Source organism: Sphingobacterium sp. Lzh-3 (assembly GCF_046764375.1).
In the GTDB taxonomy this organism is placed as follows: domain Bacteria; phylum Bacteroidota; class Bacteroidia; order Sphingobacteriales; family Sphingobacteriaceae; genus Sphingobacterium.
This window is the reverse complement of sequence record NZ_CP177226.1, coordinates 5,888,556-5,904,568: the sequence shown is the minus strand read 5'-3', so window position 1 is coordinate 5,904,568 and position 16,013 is coordinate 5,888,556. Positions and strand designations below refer to the sequence as shown.

The following is a 16,013-nucleotide window of genomic DNA, read 5'->3' as shown; positions in this document are numbered from 1 at the left end:
GATTTATTCTAATTTTACATTAAAAAAGAAACGGTTTGATAAAGCAGGAAGTTATTGATAAGGTACTGGAAACAGCACGGATAGAAGAGGTGGTGGGAGACTTCGTTGATTTAAAGAAACGGGGAACTTCTCTGATTGGAAATTGTCCTTTTCACCATGAAAAGACGCCTTCCTTCCACGTTTCTGTGTCAAAGGGTATCTATAAGTGTTTTGGTTGTGGTGTTGGTGGAGATTCCCTTAAATTCGTCATGGAACTGGAAAAGTTCTCTTACCCGGAAGCCATCCGTTATTTAGCCGATAAGTATTCGATTCAAATTGAAGAAATCGAGCGTTCTCCGGCCCAGCTTGCTGCGCAGGATAAACGGGAAAGTCTATATGTCCTAAGTGCTTGGGCCAGTAAATTCTTTGCCGAACAACTCTGGAAAACTGAAATGGGTCAGGTTATTGGACTCAACTATTTCAAGGAGCGTGGCTACCGAGAAGATATCATCAAAAAATTTGAATTGGGTTATTCGCCGGAGGAATGGACTGCATTGGTCGATAAAGCACAGGTAGCGGGTTTTCACCCAGATTATTTGGCCGCGAGTGGTTTGGCTATTGAACGCGATGATAAATCTTTATATGATCGTTTCCGCGGCCGGGTCATGTTTCCGATCCATAACCTGACAGGACGTGTTATTGGCTTTGGTGGTCGGACACTAAAGACGGATAAGAAGGTCGCCAAATATGTAAACTCTCCCGAAAGCGAAATCTACCATAAATCCGATGTGTTGTATGGATTGAATTTTGCCAAAAAAGCAATTATGGAAGAGGATAATTGCTACTTGGTAGAGGGCTATGCCGATGTTCTTTCGGTACATCAAGCTGGAGTCGAAAATGTTGTTTCCTCCTCGGGAACGTCTTTGACAACAGGTCAGATCAAGCTTATTTCCAGATTCACAAAGAATGTGACCATACTTTATGATGGGGATGAAGCAGGGATCAAAGCCTCCCTACGCGGTACTGATATGCTGCTCGAAGAAGGTTTAAACGTTAAAGTACTGCTTTTTCCCGACGGTAATGACCCCGACTCTTACGTGCAAAAGTTTGGTGCCACGGCTTTTAAAGATTATGTCAAATCCAATCAGCAGGACTTTATTTTCTACAAAACGAATATCCTGCTTCGCGATGCCAATAATGATCCAATAAAAAGGGCTTCGGTAATCCGTGATGTCGTCGAAAGTATTGCATTGATTCCCGATGAAATTAAGGTTTCTGTTTTTATCAGGGAATGTAGTAGCCTTCTGGATATCGAAGAGCGCATTTTATTGGCTGAACTCAACAAGATTAGGCTCAATCGGGCAAAGAAGGCGGATAAGGATGCTGCTCGTAAACCCCAGAGCCCAGCACCAAATGCAGGAATGCCACCTTTTGGGATGGACGGTCCTCCTCCGGATTTCTTCATGACAGACGATGAAAGAGGGGGAGTAGCTCCTATGGAGAATGTCGAACAACCGGTTCAACTGACTTCCGAAATTCTTCAGGAACGAGAGATTGTCCGTATTTTAATCAACTATGGGGATTATCTGGCAACCTGGGAAGGTGACGGGGATATTCCCGTAGCAGGAGTACTCCTAGGAAATATCAGCGACATCGAATTTAAGGATAAAGCTGCGGCCTATATTTTAAAAGTCTATAGAGATGCTGCAGAAAATTACGAAATTCCAGATGCCAAGCAGTTTTATTCGAATTCGGATGCGTCAATATCCGAATTGGCGATTAATAGCGTTGCCAGTAAATATTCACTCAGCGAAAATTGGAATGACGATAAGCGTAAAATTTATGTAACGCAAGAATATGAGCATTTAAAACAACTCGTTGTTACAGCGATCTATCGGATCAAGAAGCGTAAGATTGAGGCAGAAATGCATCATATTCGTGAAGAAATGAAACATGAACAAGATGTGGCAAACCTGGAAGTCCTTATTTTTAAATATCAGAAACTTAAAGAGGCCGAACGGCTCTTGGGAGGCTTTCTGGGAAATACGATTGTTAAATAGTACTGGATATGGCCAAGCATCTTAAAACGGGCGAATGGGGTGAGCAAATGGCTATGGAATACCTCATGGAACAAGGCTATAAAATAGTGTTAAGAAATTGGCGATTTAAGAATTTAGAAGTAGATTTGATTGTCGTGGACAGGGATACCTTGGTATTCGTTGAAGTAAAAACACGGTCAGGAACGGATTTCGGCGAACCCTACGAATTTGTAGATCGCAAAAAACAGCGACTACTGATTCGTGCAGCACAGGCTTATATTCTTAAAACAGGTTATGTCGGTGAAGTCAGATTTGATGTTGTCGCAATAACAAGATCCCCCAAAACAGTACTCAACCATATCAAAGATGCGTTTTGGGATAGCTAAGGATACGTACTTATAAATAATTATACATAGATGAGAAAAATCACTTATTTTATGGCAATTGCAGCGCTAGCTTTTGCTTCTTGTAAGTCAAAAAAATCAAGTTTGGAATTTGCTTCCCCCGGAGCAAATCAAGCTGTTTTAAAAGGTGCTCAAGTCCAGTTGAAATTGAAATTTGAATCAGTATCAATGGATTCTGTGGCTTATTTTGTCGATGATAAACATGTGGGGTCATCAACTGATACTACGGCAATTACGGTAGATACCAAAGACATGGCCTATGGTACACGTAATATTTCCGCCTTGGTATACAATGCTGGAAAACCCGATTCTGTTTCAAGTACATTTTATGTTGTACCTGAAAATGCGAAGAACTATGGTTTTGAGGTTGTCAACAAATACCCGCACGATACGACAGCTTTTACTCAAGGGCTACAGTTTGCTGATGGTATTCTCTACGAATCTAATGGCCGTTATGGTGAGTCAAACTTGAGAAAGGTCGACCTAAAAACAGGTAAAGTACTCAAGGAAATCAAATTTGATGAAAAGACTTTTGCCGAAGGAATGACATTGGTCGGTAATAAGTTATTTATGTTAACGTGGCAACAGGGAGAGGGATATGTCTTTGATAAAAACTCTTTTGTAAAGGAAAGTTCCTTTAAATATGAAAATAGTAAAGAAGGCTGGGGCTTGACCTACGACGGGCAACATTTGATAAAGTCTGATGGATCCAATAAATTGTTCTTTTTAGATGCAACGACCGGTAAGGAGCTAAATGCTGTCGGAGTTTACGATGAAGCTGGACCAGTGGATGAACTTAATGAACTGGAATATATAGACGGCAAAGTCTACGCAAATGTCTATCAAAAAGATGTTATTGTTATAATCAACCCGCAAACAGGAGCGGTAGAAGGACGGATTAATCTTGTAGGTATTTATGAGCATACTTCCGCTTATGACAATGAATTGAATGGAATTGCTTACGACCAGACTGGAAAGCGTCTCTTTATAACAGGTAAGTTGTGGAATACATTATTTGAGATCAAGACCGTTGAAAAGTAAACGAACTTCAGATCTTGATCCTTCTTTGTGAGGGAGACAGTATTTGCACATTCGAATAAAATGGAAACCTTGTCAGAATTATCTGACAAGGTTTTTTATTGCGCCCCCATTCTTCTTTGAAGTATGGCTGTTATTGTGTGAGGTTTTCAATTCCATCTTTTTTATAATGACGACCTGTTCATAATGACGGTCTGGGGCTGAGACAGATCACTTTTAAAACTGTATCGGAAGCCTTTAAAACTGCATGGAGAGCATGAAACATTATGACGAGCAGATCTTTCGTCACGTGCATCTCTATTAATGAAGAACAAGAGGGTTGCCCTATATTGGTAAATAACAGCCGGATGTGCGCTATTGTTGATGACTGATTTCACTCAACGGACAGCCCTAAAAGGGAACTAGAAATCCTTTTTAGCCAATAGAAACTAAATGTTTTAAACAAAAAAAGGAATGAAGCTCAAAACTTCATTCCTTTTTTTATATTGATTTTATTTCGATTAATAAATCGGAGTAAACATCCAAGTATCGTCAAAACGGGATGAACCGTTAAGTCCAGTAGTGATGTAACCGTTGTTTCCTACAGCGAAACCAACAGCATCTTGGCGTGCTGAACCAGCGAAAGCGCCGTTATCATTTGTCCAGTAGTCACCAGAAATATTATATTTCCATGTGCTGTTGATTACTGCATTTTTGTAACCACCAACAACGAATGGAGTACCATTGATTGCGAAAGCAGAAGCATTTGAACGAGTCAAATCGTAAGTATATGAATCATCTGCTCTATTTAGATCGTTCAATTTAGTCCATTTGCTACCATCAAATTTATAGAAATCTTTTGGGTAAGAACCGTTAGAGATACCACCACCTACATAAGCGACATTATTGACAACAAAAGAGAAAGCTGCTTTTCTTTTCGCTGAAAAAGGAGCATCACTGATTGCTTGCCAAGTATTAGCAGCTGGGTCATATTTGTAAAACTCATTTGTATTCGTTGTTCCACCGTTAACAACAGTTTCACCTGTTCCAACATAAGCAGCACCATTTAAAGTAAAAGCTACTGCATTTGATAAAGCGATAGGAAGTGGAGCAATGCTTGACCAAGCACCTTTTCCGCCGTTAGCTGTAGGATCAAATTTGTAGAAATCTGTTAGGTTGTTTGTTCCGTCATTTCCACCACCAACATAACCGATATTACCAATGGAAAAACCGATGGCACCGTTTCTTTCAACACCCGTGAAAGGTGCCTTTTCAGCCCAAGTATCTGATGCTGCGTCATACGCATACGTATCTTTCACACGGAAAGGCTTACCGCCAGCATTACTAGCTAGACCAGTAGTGACATATGCAACATTATTTATCAAAAAGCTAGCAGCAGATGAAGTTTGTGGGCCTTTAAAAGCAGCTTTTGCAAACCATTCGTCTGATTTGGTTGAGCTGTCGTCACTTTTTTTACAAGAAGAGAAAGTTGTAACTGTAAATACAAAAGCTAATAAAACGAGTAGCCAATTTTTCTTGTTCATAAATTATTGAAATTTAGTATAAAGGATGTTTAATTTAATTTTCGGATCATTCTCATTATCTTTTGCCAATATTAACCTATTTCCAGTTGAAAACAAACCCGATGTCGGTAAAGATAGATATAATGAAGTATTATTGTATGCTGTTGTTTTAATTTTTGTTAAATATTCAATCAGATTGAATGTATATGTTCCATTCGAGCCAAAATCATTTCCACGCACTAAGGTTGCTTGTTGCGTTGTTGTCGAATAAGGTGAAGTTAACAAGCTAATCGGATTTCCATTATTACTTGCCACCATTAAGACTAAACTTTGAGGCTGATCAAAAATACTGGAAGCTCCGTTAGGGACTTCAATAACAAGTTCAGCCTTATTAATCGCAATTGATGGATTGTTCACCAATTCTAATAACGTAGGGAACTCAATTTTTGCTACAACGCCGGTTGAGCCTTCTAAAAACACATTTCCATCCGTTTGTTGACTCGTAATTTGAGGGTTTTTTAATGTCATAGGGGCAAACTTTGTTGCCGAGCGATCCGCTTCAATTTGATTGTACTGGTAAGCCTTGTTGTCAATGGAAAAATATTGTTTGCCAACAGATTTTGTTCCTTCATTATTCAGGAATGAATAGTGCACCTGTAAGAAAACAGTATCCTTGAATCCGATAACAGCTGTGTTGCTGTTGTCAGGAACAAGCGCCAATCCTTTGAAATATTCCTGAAAACTTGTGCTGTTCTGAATCCGGTTGTCATTATTTTTGATCATTGTAAATAGCTCATTGCTGATGGTACTGTTGAATCTAAAAAATAAAGAATCTGCCGATTGTATACGTGGTTTAAAGGAAAGGTCTGCCAATGGTGTATTTTCATAGGCAAACTTTTGTTTACTGAAGATCGCTGCCGAAGTGACAAAAACAGGACGTTCATCTACAGGTTTGGTTAAATCAATCTGTGTTTGTGTAATTTCCTCCGTAACACGGTGTACCGATATCTTTTGTACTTTCGTTGTATCACCGTAAAAGTATTTGTTTGGCGTTAATACCAAGGTCACCGAATCCAATACCGCATCATCTGGTATAGAAGCATTGCTTATTGTTCCCACTCCTAGGCGCATATAAGCCGTAGACTTCATGCTGCCCGTGACAGCATTGCTATTCTTTCCGACAAGCATTGTTCCTGTAGCGGAAGTCGGAATATCGTCCAATTGATAAGTCGAAACTTTGGCGGAAACAGTATCAATTGGTACTAAACCGATTGTTTCATCTCTTGAACTATCCAATGAGAGCGAAATGTCTTTATTACAACCAACGAAAGCGGCCAATGTAAAAAGTGGAAGTAAAAATTGAATACTACGTCTCTTAAAGTCTTTAATCATATTAATTTTTGAATAGTGCAAAAGTAATCAATGCCAACTGTTAATCAGTGTTATATTTTGTTAAATATGGTTAATTACCACAGCGATTGCAAATCTAGTAATTTAAATTTGTTTTAGTTATGGGTAGAAGATTTAAATTATTGATCAGTTTGATCGTTGTAATCGGGGCAGGAATTACCGTAGTACTAGGCTTTTGGCTCTATGGAAGTTACACCAATCGTCGTGACCTGTTTCTATCTACCGCTGAGCGCTCGCTCTTCAATGCTGTTCAGGAAGCCTACCAAGCGCGTAATGGTGATCGGCAGTTAGATGGCCCGGAGGCTGATCGGAATCGACTCCTGCAAGATGTAAAACGCGAGCTTTCAACCTTACTGCCCGCTGCTGAACTAGATAAGGCTTTACAACGTGTGAACGTCGAACGGCCTAAAACCGAGCGATTTGATCGCGAGGGCCACGGTAGACGAGAGAAAATGTTTCCCAAAGATCGCGAAGGGCAAGGCGCAATTATCCCGCCCTTTCTGTTCCGGGACTTTGAGATGAACAAAGCCAATCTGGAGTTAATCGAAAGAAAGTTTAAAGAATCTCTGAGCAATAAAAGTATATCAGTACCATTTGAAATGGCTATTGTCACGATTCCACACGATCAAATCAAAGATGTGCGCCGCAAATACCGCGAAGCAAATCTGGCTTGGACCAGACCCATGATGGTCAATCCCTCAAAAAACGAATTTCTTGTGATCAAGTTTCAGGAGGATTGGAAGTATCTGCTGTATAGCTTAAGCTGGCAGCTGCTCATCTCACTACTCTTGATTGGACTGCTGCTCGGGACGTTCTTCTATTTGATGAAAACCATTCTCAACCAAAATAAGATGGCCGAGCTGCGTAAGAACTTCGTCGATAATATGACGCATGAACTCAAAACACCGGTATCTACGGTTATGGCAGCCATAGAAGCGATACAGTTGTATGGTGTACAGGATGACAGGGAAAAGATGAATCGCTATCTGAATATCTCCAAAAAAGAACTGGAACACCTGTCCAATATGATTGAAAAGGTACTCCAGATGGATATTGATGCAACAAGAGGAATTGTATTGCAGCGTACTGACTTCGATCTTGTCGCCATGGTGAAGGGCGCCATTGAAGTTGCTCAGTTGAATAAAACTAAGCAAGTGGACTTTAAGCTTATTGCTGTTCCAAGTGAAATAAGGATCAATGGCGATGAAGCCCATCTAAAGAACGTGATCAATAATTTGTTGGAAAATGCGATAAAATACGCTGGACAGCAGGTTTATATTGAAGTGGAAGTGAAGGAAATGAAAGAAAATGTCCATATTCGTATTACAGATAATGGTAAGGGAATTTCTTCAGAATACCATAATCAGATTTTTGACATGTTCTTTCGGGTTCCTTCCGGTAATCTACACGATGTAAAGGGTTTCGGTTTGGGGCTTGCTTATGTGAAGCAGGTGGTAAAAAGGCACGATGGCAAGATTACCGTCGATAGCGTGCTGGAAAAAGGAAGTACCTTTAGTATCCGATTGCCGTACGAATAAACGGCATTATTTATTTTTCTGACAGCAAATAGGACCTTTTGTCGGTCAGCAATTAGGCTGACTTTATCCGAAAGATGTCTTTGAAACAAAGGCGAAATATATTTTGATTGAATCAAAACATTATGATTGAAATTTTATATGTAGAAGATGAGCCGAGTCTCGGAATGATCGTTGCCGATAGCCTTGAGGCCAATGGATTTCGTGTCACCCATTGCAGTAATGGTTACGAAGCCTTGGAAGCATTTACAGCGGCTCGGCCGGATATTTTGGTCGTCGATGTCATGATGCCGGTGATGGATGGCTTTACATTGGCAACAAAAATACGCGAATCAGATACGCAGGTGCCCATTATCTTCTTGACCGCCAAAGTGCAGACAGAGGATGTTGTGCGGGGATTTCGTTTGGGCGGGGACGATTATGTCAAAAAGCCGTTTAAGATTGAAGAGCTCGTTGTGCGGATAGAATCCTTGTTGAAAAATAGTCCTAAGATGTTATTCGGTCAGAAGCTGATGATAGGAGACTATAGCCTCGATAGCTTAAAACATCAGTTGACTTATCAGGGTGAGGTACTTAAGCTGTCTTTCCGCGAAAGTGAACTGCTGCGGAAGCTGTATGAACAAAAAGATAAAGTCATACCGCGGGAGGATATCATGCGGGCCTATTGGAGCCATGATAAATATTTTACGGGACGAAGCTTGGACGTGTTTATCAGCCGTATACGGAAATATCTCAGCCAGGATGAGCGCATCAAGATTACCAATGTCAGAGGAGTGGGGTATATGCTTACAGTCGATTGATTGACGTGTTCCACGTGGACAGACATTAAGGGCGCTGTGGTTAACGATGATTTTTCATGCCCGATTTTCCGCCAAGCCCACGAATATGGTACGTAAAACTTAATATGGCATAGCGCGTTATTGCATTTGATTGGGATACACGTACCCAAAGATCGTTTACCTGCTGATTGATATTTTTATTGTCATTAAAGATATCAAATACCGTAAGATTGATTTCGGCATTCCTGCGTTTGAATAATTTCTTACCGATAGAGACATTCCATAACAAACTTGTTGTACTTGGTGAATTCAGGATACTACCATTGTAAAGGTAATTGAAAGTCGAATTGAGTGTCCATGTTTTTAGTAGCGTCAACGCGATAGAATTGCCTATGGTATGTCTATAAACCGAGTAATTTGATTTTTCCGTTGCTGAGTTCTTGGAGAATGCTATATTTCCATTGTAATCCAAACCGATGATAACATCTTTGCTGAATGCTGTATTTACGCCGAGGCGTTGACTCATCCCATAGGTCTGCGCATCGACCTTTTCCAGATTCAATAAGGTGTAATTCTGGTTGAAATACATATTGTTGTTGAGGTTGACGTTAAGTTTCAATGGCTCAAATCGATATCCAAGGCTATTTTGCCATTTGAGGTTATAGACACCATCGAAATTTTCGGGCCTAATGTATTGCCCCCCTGGCCCCAGTACAACGTCCTCGGTGATTGTAAAAGCTGAGTCTGTGGTGAAAATGGTATTTGATATTTTATGTTCAATAAAATCTGCTGTAAGCTCAGAGGTGAAGCTTCTACCTGTTCCTTTATTGATGGATCTAAACTGAAGCACGACGTTGTGGTCATATTCTTGCTTAAGATCCGGATTTCCCGAGCTAATGCGCAGTGGATTTTGATTGTCTATAAAATCCTGCAGTTGCTCAATAGAAGGAGTATTGGTCTTTGCATTATACCGAAACTCGACGCGTGTATCCTTATTAAAATTATATTGGAAATTTAGATTGGGCAACAGACTGTTAAAGTGGCCCTTTGTGGTCAGTATATTGGGGAATAATTTGTCATTTACCTGGGCAGCTGTCTGATAATCTAAGCCAATCTGAAATCTAATGCTGTCTTTTTTGTTAAATAGGTAGGAGACACCACCGCTATGGTAAACAAAGTCATTTCGGAATTCATTGGAAAGACGGTTTTTTAATTCCCCTAACTGACCTGTTTCGGCCAGAAATTCGTAAGTTTTGCGGTCCGAATAGCGTGCCGTATTTCGAAAAGTATAGTTCCCCTGTAAGCGGGAGTATTTACCCAGCATCTCTGTATAGGCCACCTTGGAACGAAAACCATTATTATCACCAATGGAATAATTCCTATTGTTGACGGTGTCGACGCGGTTAAACAGTCCATCTTTATAGTAGGAATTTAGTGCAAAATTCTCCGCATGGCTCTTGTTGCTGCTAAAAGAGCCATTCATATTAAAACTGATTGTGCGGCCAGGTTTATTGAGTCTCCGCATGTACGTAAGGTCTCCGCCCCAGTTAAAATTTTCTCCAAAACTGTTATTTTTACGGTCAGAGCTATTGAGTATCTCGGCAAGATTTAATAAGGTATTGCCTTTGGAACTTGTATTTCTGTCGTTACTCTGATAGGAAAAATTAGGTTGAAAGTCCAGTTTCTGTATGGAATCTATTTTCCAGTTCGCGCGGATAGAGAGAGCATGATTGTTGCTGTAGATGCTGTTTATTTGATCCTGATTGTTGATTTGGTTGGCCCGATTACCCGCAGTATATTCTGTTTTGCTTTGGCTGAGGATAGTATTGTCCGTATAGTTGTAGGTATAATTCGCATTGAAGTCCATCTGGTTATCAAAAAACCGATCCAAATAGTTGAACCCCGCATTAAAGCGCGTTGTCACTCCCTGTCCGGTACGTCCTCTTGTATTTCCCCGGGTGGCGAAACCGTTGGGCTGGTTGACGTTGTTGGTATTGATGTCGATCGAGTACTGACGTTTGGGATTCATTTTGGTCACCTGAGTATTTATGGCATACTTCTGGTCAGGACCGACTCCACCGGAGAGCTTGCCAAAATATGACTTTCTTTTGTCGGGTTTGGTGACGATATTGATCACCTTCATGCGTTTTCCATCATCAAAGCCACTAAATTTGGCCTGCTCGGTTTTGTCATCGATAATCTGGATTTTGGCAATAACATCAGCCGGAAGGTTTTTTAAGGCGACCTTAGGATCTGTACTAAAGAACTCACGACCGTCAATAATAATTTTATTGACTGGCTCACCCTGTGCTTTGACGTTGCCATCATCATCAATTTCAACGCCAGGAATCTGCTTTACCAATTCGTCGGCATCGGCAAAATCCTGTGTAATATATTTCTTGGTGTCAAATTCAAGGGTATCTCCTTTAACTTGTATACTGCTCGAGGAAATATTGATCTCATCCAATACAATTTCTGCATTACTGAGTTTAAAAATTAGGTCGACGGTCTTGCCTATGAGCTTTACCCGACGGAGATCCATGGTATAGCCCATCGGTTGTACTGTGACCAGATAATCACCGTTGGAAAGTGCTGTGCTGCTGAACTTGCCCAATATGTCTGTAGGTACCTGAGATTTACTGGAATCTTTTACCGCGATAATGGTGATGCTTGCACCCCTAATGGGTTGTGAAGTTGTCTGATCAAGCAATTTGCCTGTAATATACTGTTGGGCAAGCGCGTTTGTTCCCAATAAGGATAAGCTAATAAATAGGAGCAAGACAGTCCATAGATTGATCTTCATTGGTAGCGACGGAAATATGTTTTAATGTACAGTTGACGGTTATATAATTTTATTTTTCAAAAATAGGGCACTATTTGTTACGAATTATTATCATTTTAGTTACAATACCCCCAAGGGAACGGAAAGATTAGATATATTTGCAGTAGAATTAAAAAATCAACTGAACAAAACCGTGTGAGGATCTGATGCTATACGGGGATAGATTAAAAAAATAAAAGATGAAAGAAAGTGTTTTGAGTAGAAAAGAGCGTATTATGAAAGAAGCATTGTTGCTTTTTTCAGAGCAAGGCTATACGAATACCTCTACCAAAACGATTGCCCAAAATGCGGGGGTCTCCGAAGCATTAATCTTTAAACATTTTGGAAATAAAGATGCCTTGCTGGTGTATTTAATTAAATCGGGCTATCGCAAAGTTCTTACGCATCACCGCGGAATGATGACCTATCGTGAACCAAAGGAATTCTTGCGTACAATGATCAATCTACCCAACAAATTGGTTACCGCCGAACCCTTATTTTGGAAATTGCAGGAGCGCTTGTCGCATCACCCTTTTTCCAAACAGCAGCACGAACAGTTTATGAAACCCGTGCAACCTATTATCCATCGTGCTTTTGAAGATCTGAACTATGAAAATCCAGATCTTGAAACACAATTTCTCTTACTAGTTATCGACAAGCTATGGAAAAAGGAAGCGATAGGTGAATTGGAAAATGTGATGGAATTGACGCTCTTTCTAGAGAAAAAATATAACCTGATTTAGCTTTCAAAGCTAAATTAGAGGATTTTTCTAACCATCTTTTTTTTGTAAAGTTCTTTATTACTCGTCGAACCGGCAATTGGGTTGCAATCGTTGGATGGTCGGGGCGTTCCAAAGCTGTTATTTTTCCATATATCGAATGTTCTATTGCTTCCAATATTTACATGCCGCATTTTTCTGCTTTGCTACCTAATATAATGCTGTTTTGTGCGTTTTTATATTAAATTGTTGCAAAAACAATTTCATATTGTCCAAAATAATAACGTTCTTAGTATTTCTATTTTAAATACATTATACAAACTAATTTATGTTCAAAAAACTCGGTCTGGGAATATTGGCATTAGTCGGCACAATTTCTTTTTTAAAAGCTCAGGATAAAAAAGATTTTGTGAAATACATCAACTCCCAACATGAATGGGTCGATGCAGTATTCAATACTTTGACACCAAAAGAAAAAGTAGCGCAGTTATTTCTGGTTAGGGCACACACCAATTTAGGGCAGAAATATATTGACTCCGTAGCTCAGGTTATACAAGACCAACATTTAGGCGGTCTCGTTGTTTTTCAGGGTGGTCCTGTTCGTCATGTCGATATGTTCAATCGCTACCAGTCCTTGTCTAAAGTACCTCTGATGGTGACTTTTGATGGCGAGTGGGGATTAGGCATGCGTATGCCCGATTCTACCTTGTCGTTTCCTTATCAGATGACTTTAGGAGCCGTTCAGGATAATCAGTTGATCTATCGCATGGGACGTGAGGTTGCCTTAGATTTCCAACGTATAGGTATGCATTTCAATTTTGCTCCCGACGTGGATATCAACAATAATCCTAAAAATCCAGTAATCGGTATCCGTTCCTTTGGTGATAATAAATATAATGTAACCCAAAAAGCCAAAGCGTATATGGATGGTATGGTGGATGGTGGTATTTTGGCTTCCATTAAACACTTTCCAGGTCATGGAGATACAGATGTGGATTCTCATTATGATCTGCCGCAACTTCCTTTTGACAAAAAACGCCTGGATACCCTGGAAATGTATCCGTTCAAAGAACTTATTAAAGCTGGAGCACCCGCTGTCATGGTGGCACACATGAATATCCCGAGTTTGGACGATACACCTAATATGCCATCTTCCATCTCTAAAAAGGTAGTTACGGACCTTTTGCGCAATGAACTTGGTTTTAAAGGACTAACAGTCACTGACGCCATGGACATGAAAGGTGTAAAGAAGTTTTTCCCAAATGGGGAAGCAGACGTACAGGCGATTATCGCGGGTCATGATTTACTTGAAGTGTCAGAAAACAGTAAACGTGCAATCGATTTGATCGTAAAAGCCATTGAAGAGGGACGTATCGCACAGGCAGATATTGATGCGCGTGTTAAAAGAGTGCTGGCAGCCAAATTATGGCTTGGTTTAGATAAGTATCAGGCTACAGCACAACAGAATCTATACAATGATTTACATCGTGCCTCGGCGGTTCAGCTCATTGACGAGCTGTCAGATGCAGCGATCACCGCATTAAATTCTACCGAAAAAATAAAATCATTCAAGAAAGATTTACCTACCGCTATTATCAATATCGGCATTACGGCTAATCAGACTTTCCAGCATGAATTAGCGAGTGCGCTGACGAATGAAACACAGTATTTCATCACAGACAGCATGAGTAAGGATGATATCAAACGTATTACCAAAGAAATCAAGAAAAATAAACAATTTATTATCGCCGTGCATGACACGAGACTTCGTCCGCGTCCTACCATGGTATTGAATAAAGATGTTCAGGGCCTGATGAAGAAATTTGCGAAAAAATCGATCTTGACCTTATTTACCAATGCCTATGCTTTGGACGGTTTTGAAGCGACGAAAAAAGCAAAGACAATTTTGTTGGCTTATCAAAATGATGCCTTCATGCAGAAAGCAGCAGTAAAAACGATTTTGGGGCAAAATACGCCGAAAGGAAAACTTCCGGTTACGATCAACAAAAAATTTAAATACGGACAGGGGAAATAACGCATTATAAAATCACACAAACAGGATACCTCTTCTGAAATGGTCTCTTGCGCGAGCAAGAGACCATTTCAGAAGAGGTATTTTTTTAAGCCTTAAGTTTCTTCGTTTGTGGCTCTGCTATCTGATGGCTTACTTTCATTTTTTATACGATCAATAGCAGTAACGACATATTTGTACTGTTGATGCTGCTTGATATCGTCATCCGTATATTGAAGCTTATCGCCATCAAAGGTGATAAAGATGATTTTTCCTGGATCCTTAATGTTCACTTTTTCATCGAGATTGAACCGATAGATCACATAGCCATAAGCAGACTCCCCATCAGTGGCCACATCTGGTTTTTGCCAAAATAAGGTGTTCATTTTACCATTGGCCGAATTTTTAACCAGAAGACCGAAAGGTGCATTGGGTGGGATACTATCTAACCACGGCATTGTAGGGGGTAATGCTGGTGTACGATACAGGTCATTCCGCATCGAGTCTTGCAATCCAACAAGATTGTCCGTGAGTGATTTGGAGCTAAAATAAATGCTTCCCTCCACATCGTGCTCCTCTCTTAAGTGGCGTACCTGTCGGGGAATTTGGCTGCGGTCTGTCCAGCCGATTTTATTTTCGGTAACACGATAAGCCCCATGCCCCACATAAAAGTGACGGCCATAGGTGTGTTTCTGCCACCAGTCAACTAAGATCTCATATGCTGCAGCGCGATTTTTAAAAGGAAAGTAGATCTGGGGATTGATGTAGTCTATCCAGCCTTCCTGCATCCATTTTACACCATCAGCATATAGTTCCCGGTAAGCACTCAGACCACGGGTATCTGAGCCAGCAGTATTATTTTCTTTGTTGTCCCATACGCCACAGGGGCTAATGCCATATTTGACATAAGGTTTTATCTTTTTAATGGCAACACCAAGATCGTGTACCAGTACGTTGACGTTGTTGCGTCGCCAGTCGTCAATTTTCTCGATCCCGTTGTTATATTGACCAAAGGTAATCTGATCCGGTACCGGTGTGTTTCTGCTGTCAGGATAGGGGTAAAAGTAATCATCGAAATGAATGCCATCTACATCGTAGTTTTTGACTACATCCATAATCACATCAATGATATATTTACGAACTTCCGGAATACCTGGGTTGAAAAGCTTCTTGCCAGCATAGGTGAAGAACCATTCGGGGTGGCGCTTGGTAATATGGTCATCCGAAAAATGGGCCGGATTTAATGTTGTCGAAGCACGATACGGATTGAACCAGGCATGTAGCTCCATCCCTCTTTTGTGTGCCTCGGTGATCGCAAATTCTAAGGGGTCATAAAATGGCGACGGAGGCAGGCCTTGTTTTCCGGTCAGGTATCTACTCCAGGGTTCTCTGCCCTTCGCGTAGAAAGCGTCGGCAGCAGGACGTACCTGCAAAATAATTGCATTCAGCCCCGCGCTGCGGTGCTGGTCCAATAAATCAATAAACTCCTGCTTTTGCTGAGCGACATTATTGCCCGCCTTCACGGAGGGCCAGTCTATATTACCTATGGTTGCTACCCATACACCGCGAAACTCCCGCTTAGGTAGTTGCTGGGGATACGTTCTAATCGAAAATAAACAAATAACAATGGTAAAAAAAGAATATAAATATGTTTTTCCCGTCATTCTATAAATTATAGCCAACAAAGATAGGGAAGCATTTCTTACTTTTTCGCTAAAAAATGTAAGATGTTTGTTGGATACTTGTTAAAAGAACCTGAGCTTGGTTTTCAAATTG

The 16,013-nt window shown here is 40.5% G+C and carries 11 protein-coding genes; 7 read left to right on the top strand and 4 right to left on the bottom strand.

Annotation, left to right across the window (positions count from 1 at the left end):
* Positions 1-35 precede the first annotated feature (35 nt).
* From dnaG to ACLCDV_RS24670, 3 genes are read left to right on the top strand one after another with little or no spacing between them, the layout of a single operon-like run.
* Positions 36-2,039 carry a DNA primase gene (gene dnaG / locus ACLCDV_RS24680; RefSeq protein ID WP_333578148.1) on the top strand — a complete coding sequence of 668 codons (2,004 nt, stop codon included), beginning with the start codon at positions 36-38 and terminating at the stop codon, positions 2,037-2,039.
* 8 nt (positions 2,040-2,047) lie between these two features.
* The gene (locus tag ACLCDV_RS24675) at positions 2,048-2,404 is read left to right on the top strand and encodes a YraN family protein (protein ID WP_317669194.1); all 357 of its coding nucleotides are present in this window, start codon (positions 2,048-2,050) and stop codon (positions 2,402-2,404) included.
* A 30-nt stretch (positions 2,405-2,434) separates the two neighbouring features.
* Positions 2,435-3,463: a glutaminyl-peptide cyclotransferase gene (locus tag ACLCDV_RS24670; RefSeq protein WP_411972482.1), complete on the top strand. Its 1,029-nt coding sequence runs from the start codon at positions 2,435-2,437 to the stop codon at positions 3,461-3,463.
* A 497-nt stretch (positions 3,464-3,960) separates the two neighbouring features.
* Here the strand turns inward: ACLCDV_RS24670 and ACLCDV_RS24665 are convergent, their stop codons facing one another.
* Both ACLCDV_RS24665 and ACLCDV_RS24660 read right to left on the bottom strand, forming a co-directional pair.
* Complete coding sequence (locus ACLCDV_RS24665) at positions 3,961-4,983, bottom strand: Kelch repeat-containing protein (protein WP_317669196.1); 1,023 nt, start codon at positions 4,981-4,983, stop codon at positions 3,961-3,963.
* Between the two features lie 3 nt (positions 4,984-4,986).
* Positions 4,987-6,354, bottom strand: a complete 1,368-nt coding sequence (locus tag ACLCDV_RS24660) for a DUF4270 family protein (RefSeq protein ID WP_411972481.1) — start codon at positions 6,352-6,354, stop codon at positions 4,987-4,989.
* A 119-nt stretch (positions 6,355-6,473) separates the two neighbouring features.
* On the opposite strand from ACLCDV_RS24660, the gene ACLCDV_RS24655 reads away from it, so the two are divergent.
* Positions 6,474-7,910, top strand: a complete 1,437-nt coding sequence (locus ACLCDV_RS24655; protein ID WP_411972480.1) for an ATP-binding protein — start codon at positions 6,474-6,476, stop codon at positions 7,908-7,910.
* Positions 7,911-8,032: 122 nt separating this feature from the next.
* Positions 8,033-8,707 (top strand): response regulator transcription factor, encoded by a 675-nt coding sequence (locus ACLCDV_RS24650; RefSeq protein WP_317669199.1) that lies wholly within the window; start codon positions 8,033-8,035, stop codon positions 8,705-8,707.
* Positions 8,708-8,747: 40 nt separating this feature from the next.
* Here the strand turns inward: ACLCDV_RS24650 and ACLCDV_RS24645 are convergent, their stop codons facing one another.
* Positions 8,748-11,489: an outer membrane beta-barrel protein gene (locus tag ACLCDV_RS24645; RefSeq protein ID WP_411972479.1), complete on the bottom strand. Its 2,742-nt coding sequence runs from the start codon at positions 11,487-11,489 to the stop codon at positions 8,748-8,750.
* 218 nt (positions 11,490-11,707) lie between these two features.
* On the opposite strand from ACLCDV_RS24645, the gene ACLCDV_RS24640 reads away from it, so the two are divergent.
* Positions 11,708-12,250, top strand: a complete 543-nt coding sequence (locus tag ACLCDV_RS24640) for a TetR/AcrR family transcriptional regulator (RefSeq protein ID WP_286851784.1) — start codon at positions 11,708-11,710, stop codon at positions 12,248-12,250.
* A gap of 304 nt (positions 12,251-12,554) precedes the next feature.
* On the top strand, positions 12,555-14,261 hold the full coding sequence (locus ACLCDV_RS24635; protein WP_411972478.1) for a glycoside hydrolase family 3 protein: 1,707 nt from the start codon (positions 12,555-12,557) through the stop codon (positions 14,259-14,261).
* A gap of 92 nt (positions 14,262-14,353) precedes the next feature.
* Here ACLCDV_RS24635 and ACLCDV_RS24630 read toward each other — a convergent pair whose 3' ends face one another.
* Entirely contained in the window at positions 14,354-15,901 is a 1,548-nt protein-coding gene (locus ACLCDV_RS24630; RefSeq protein WP_317669202.1) for a glycoside hydrolase family 10 protein, read from the bottom strand.
* Positions 15,902-16,013 lie beyond the last annotated feature (112 nt).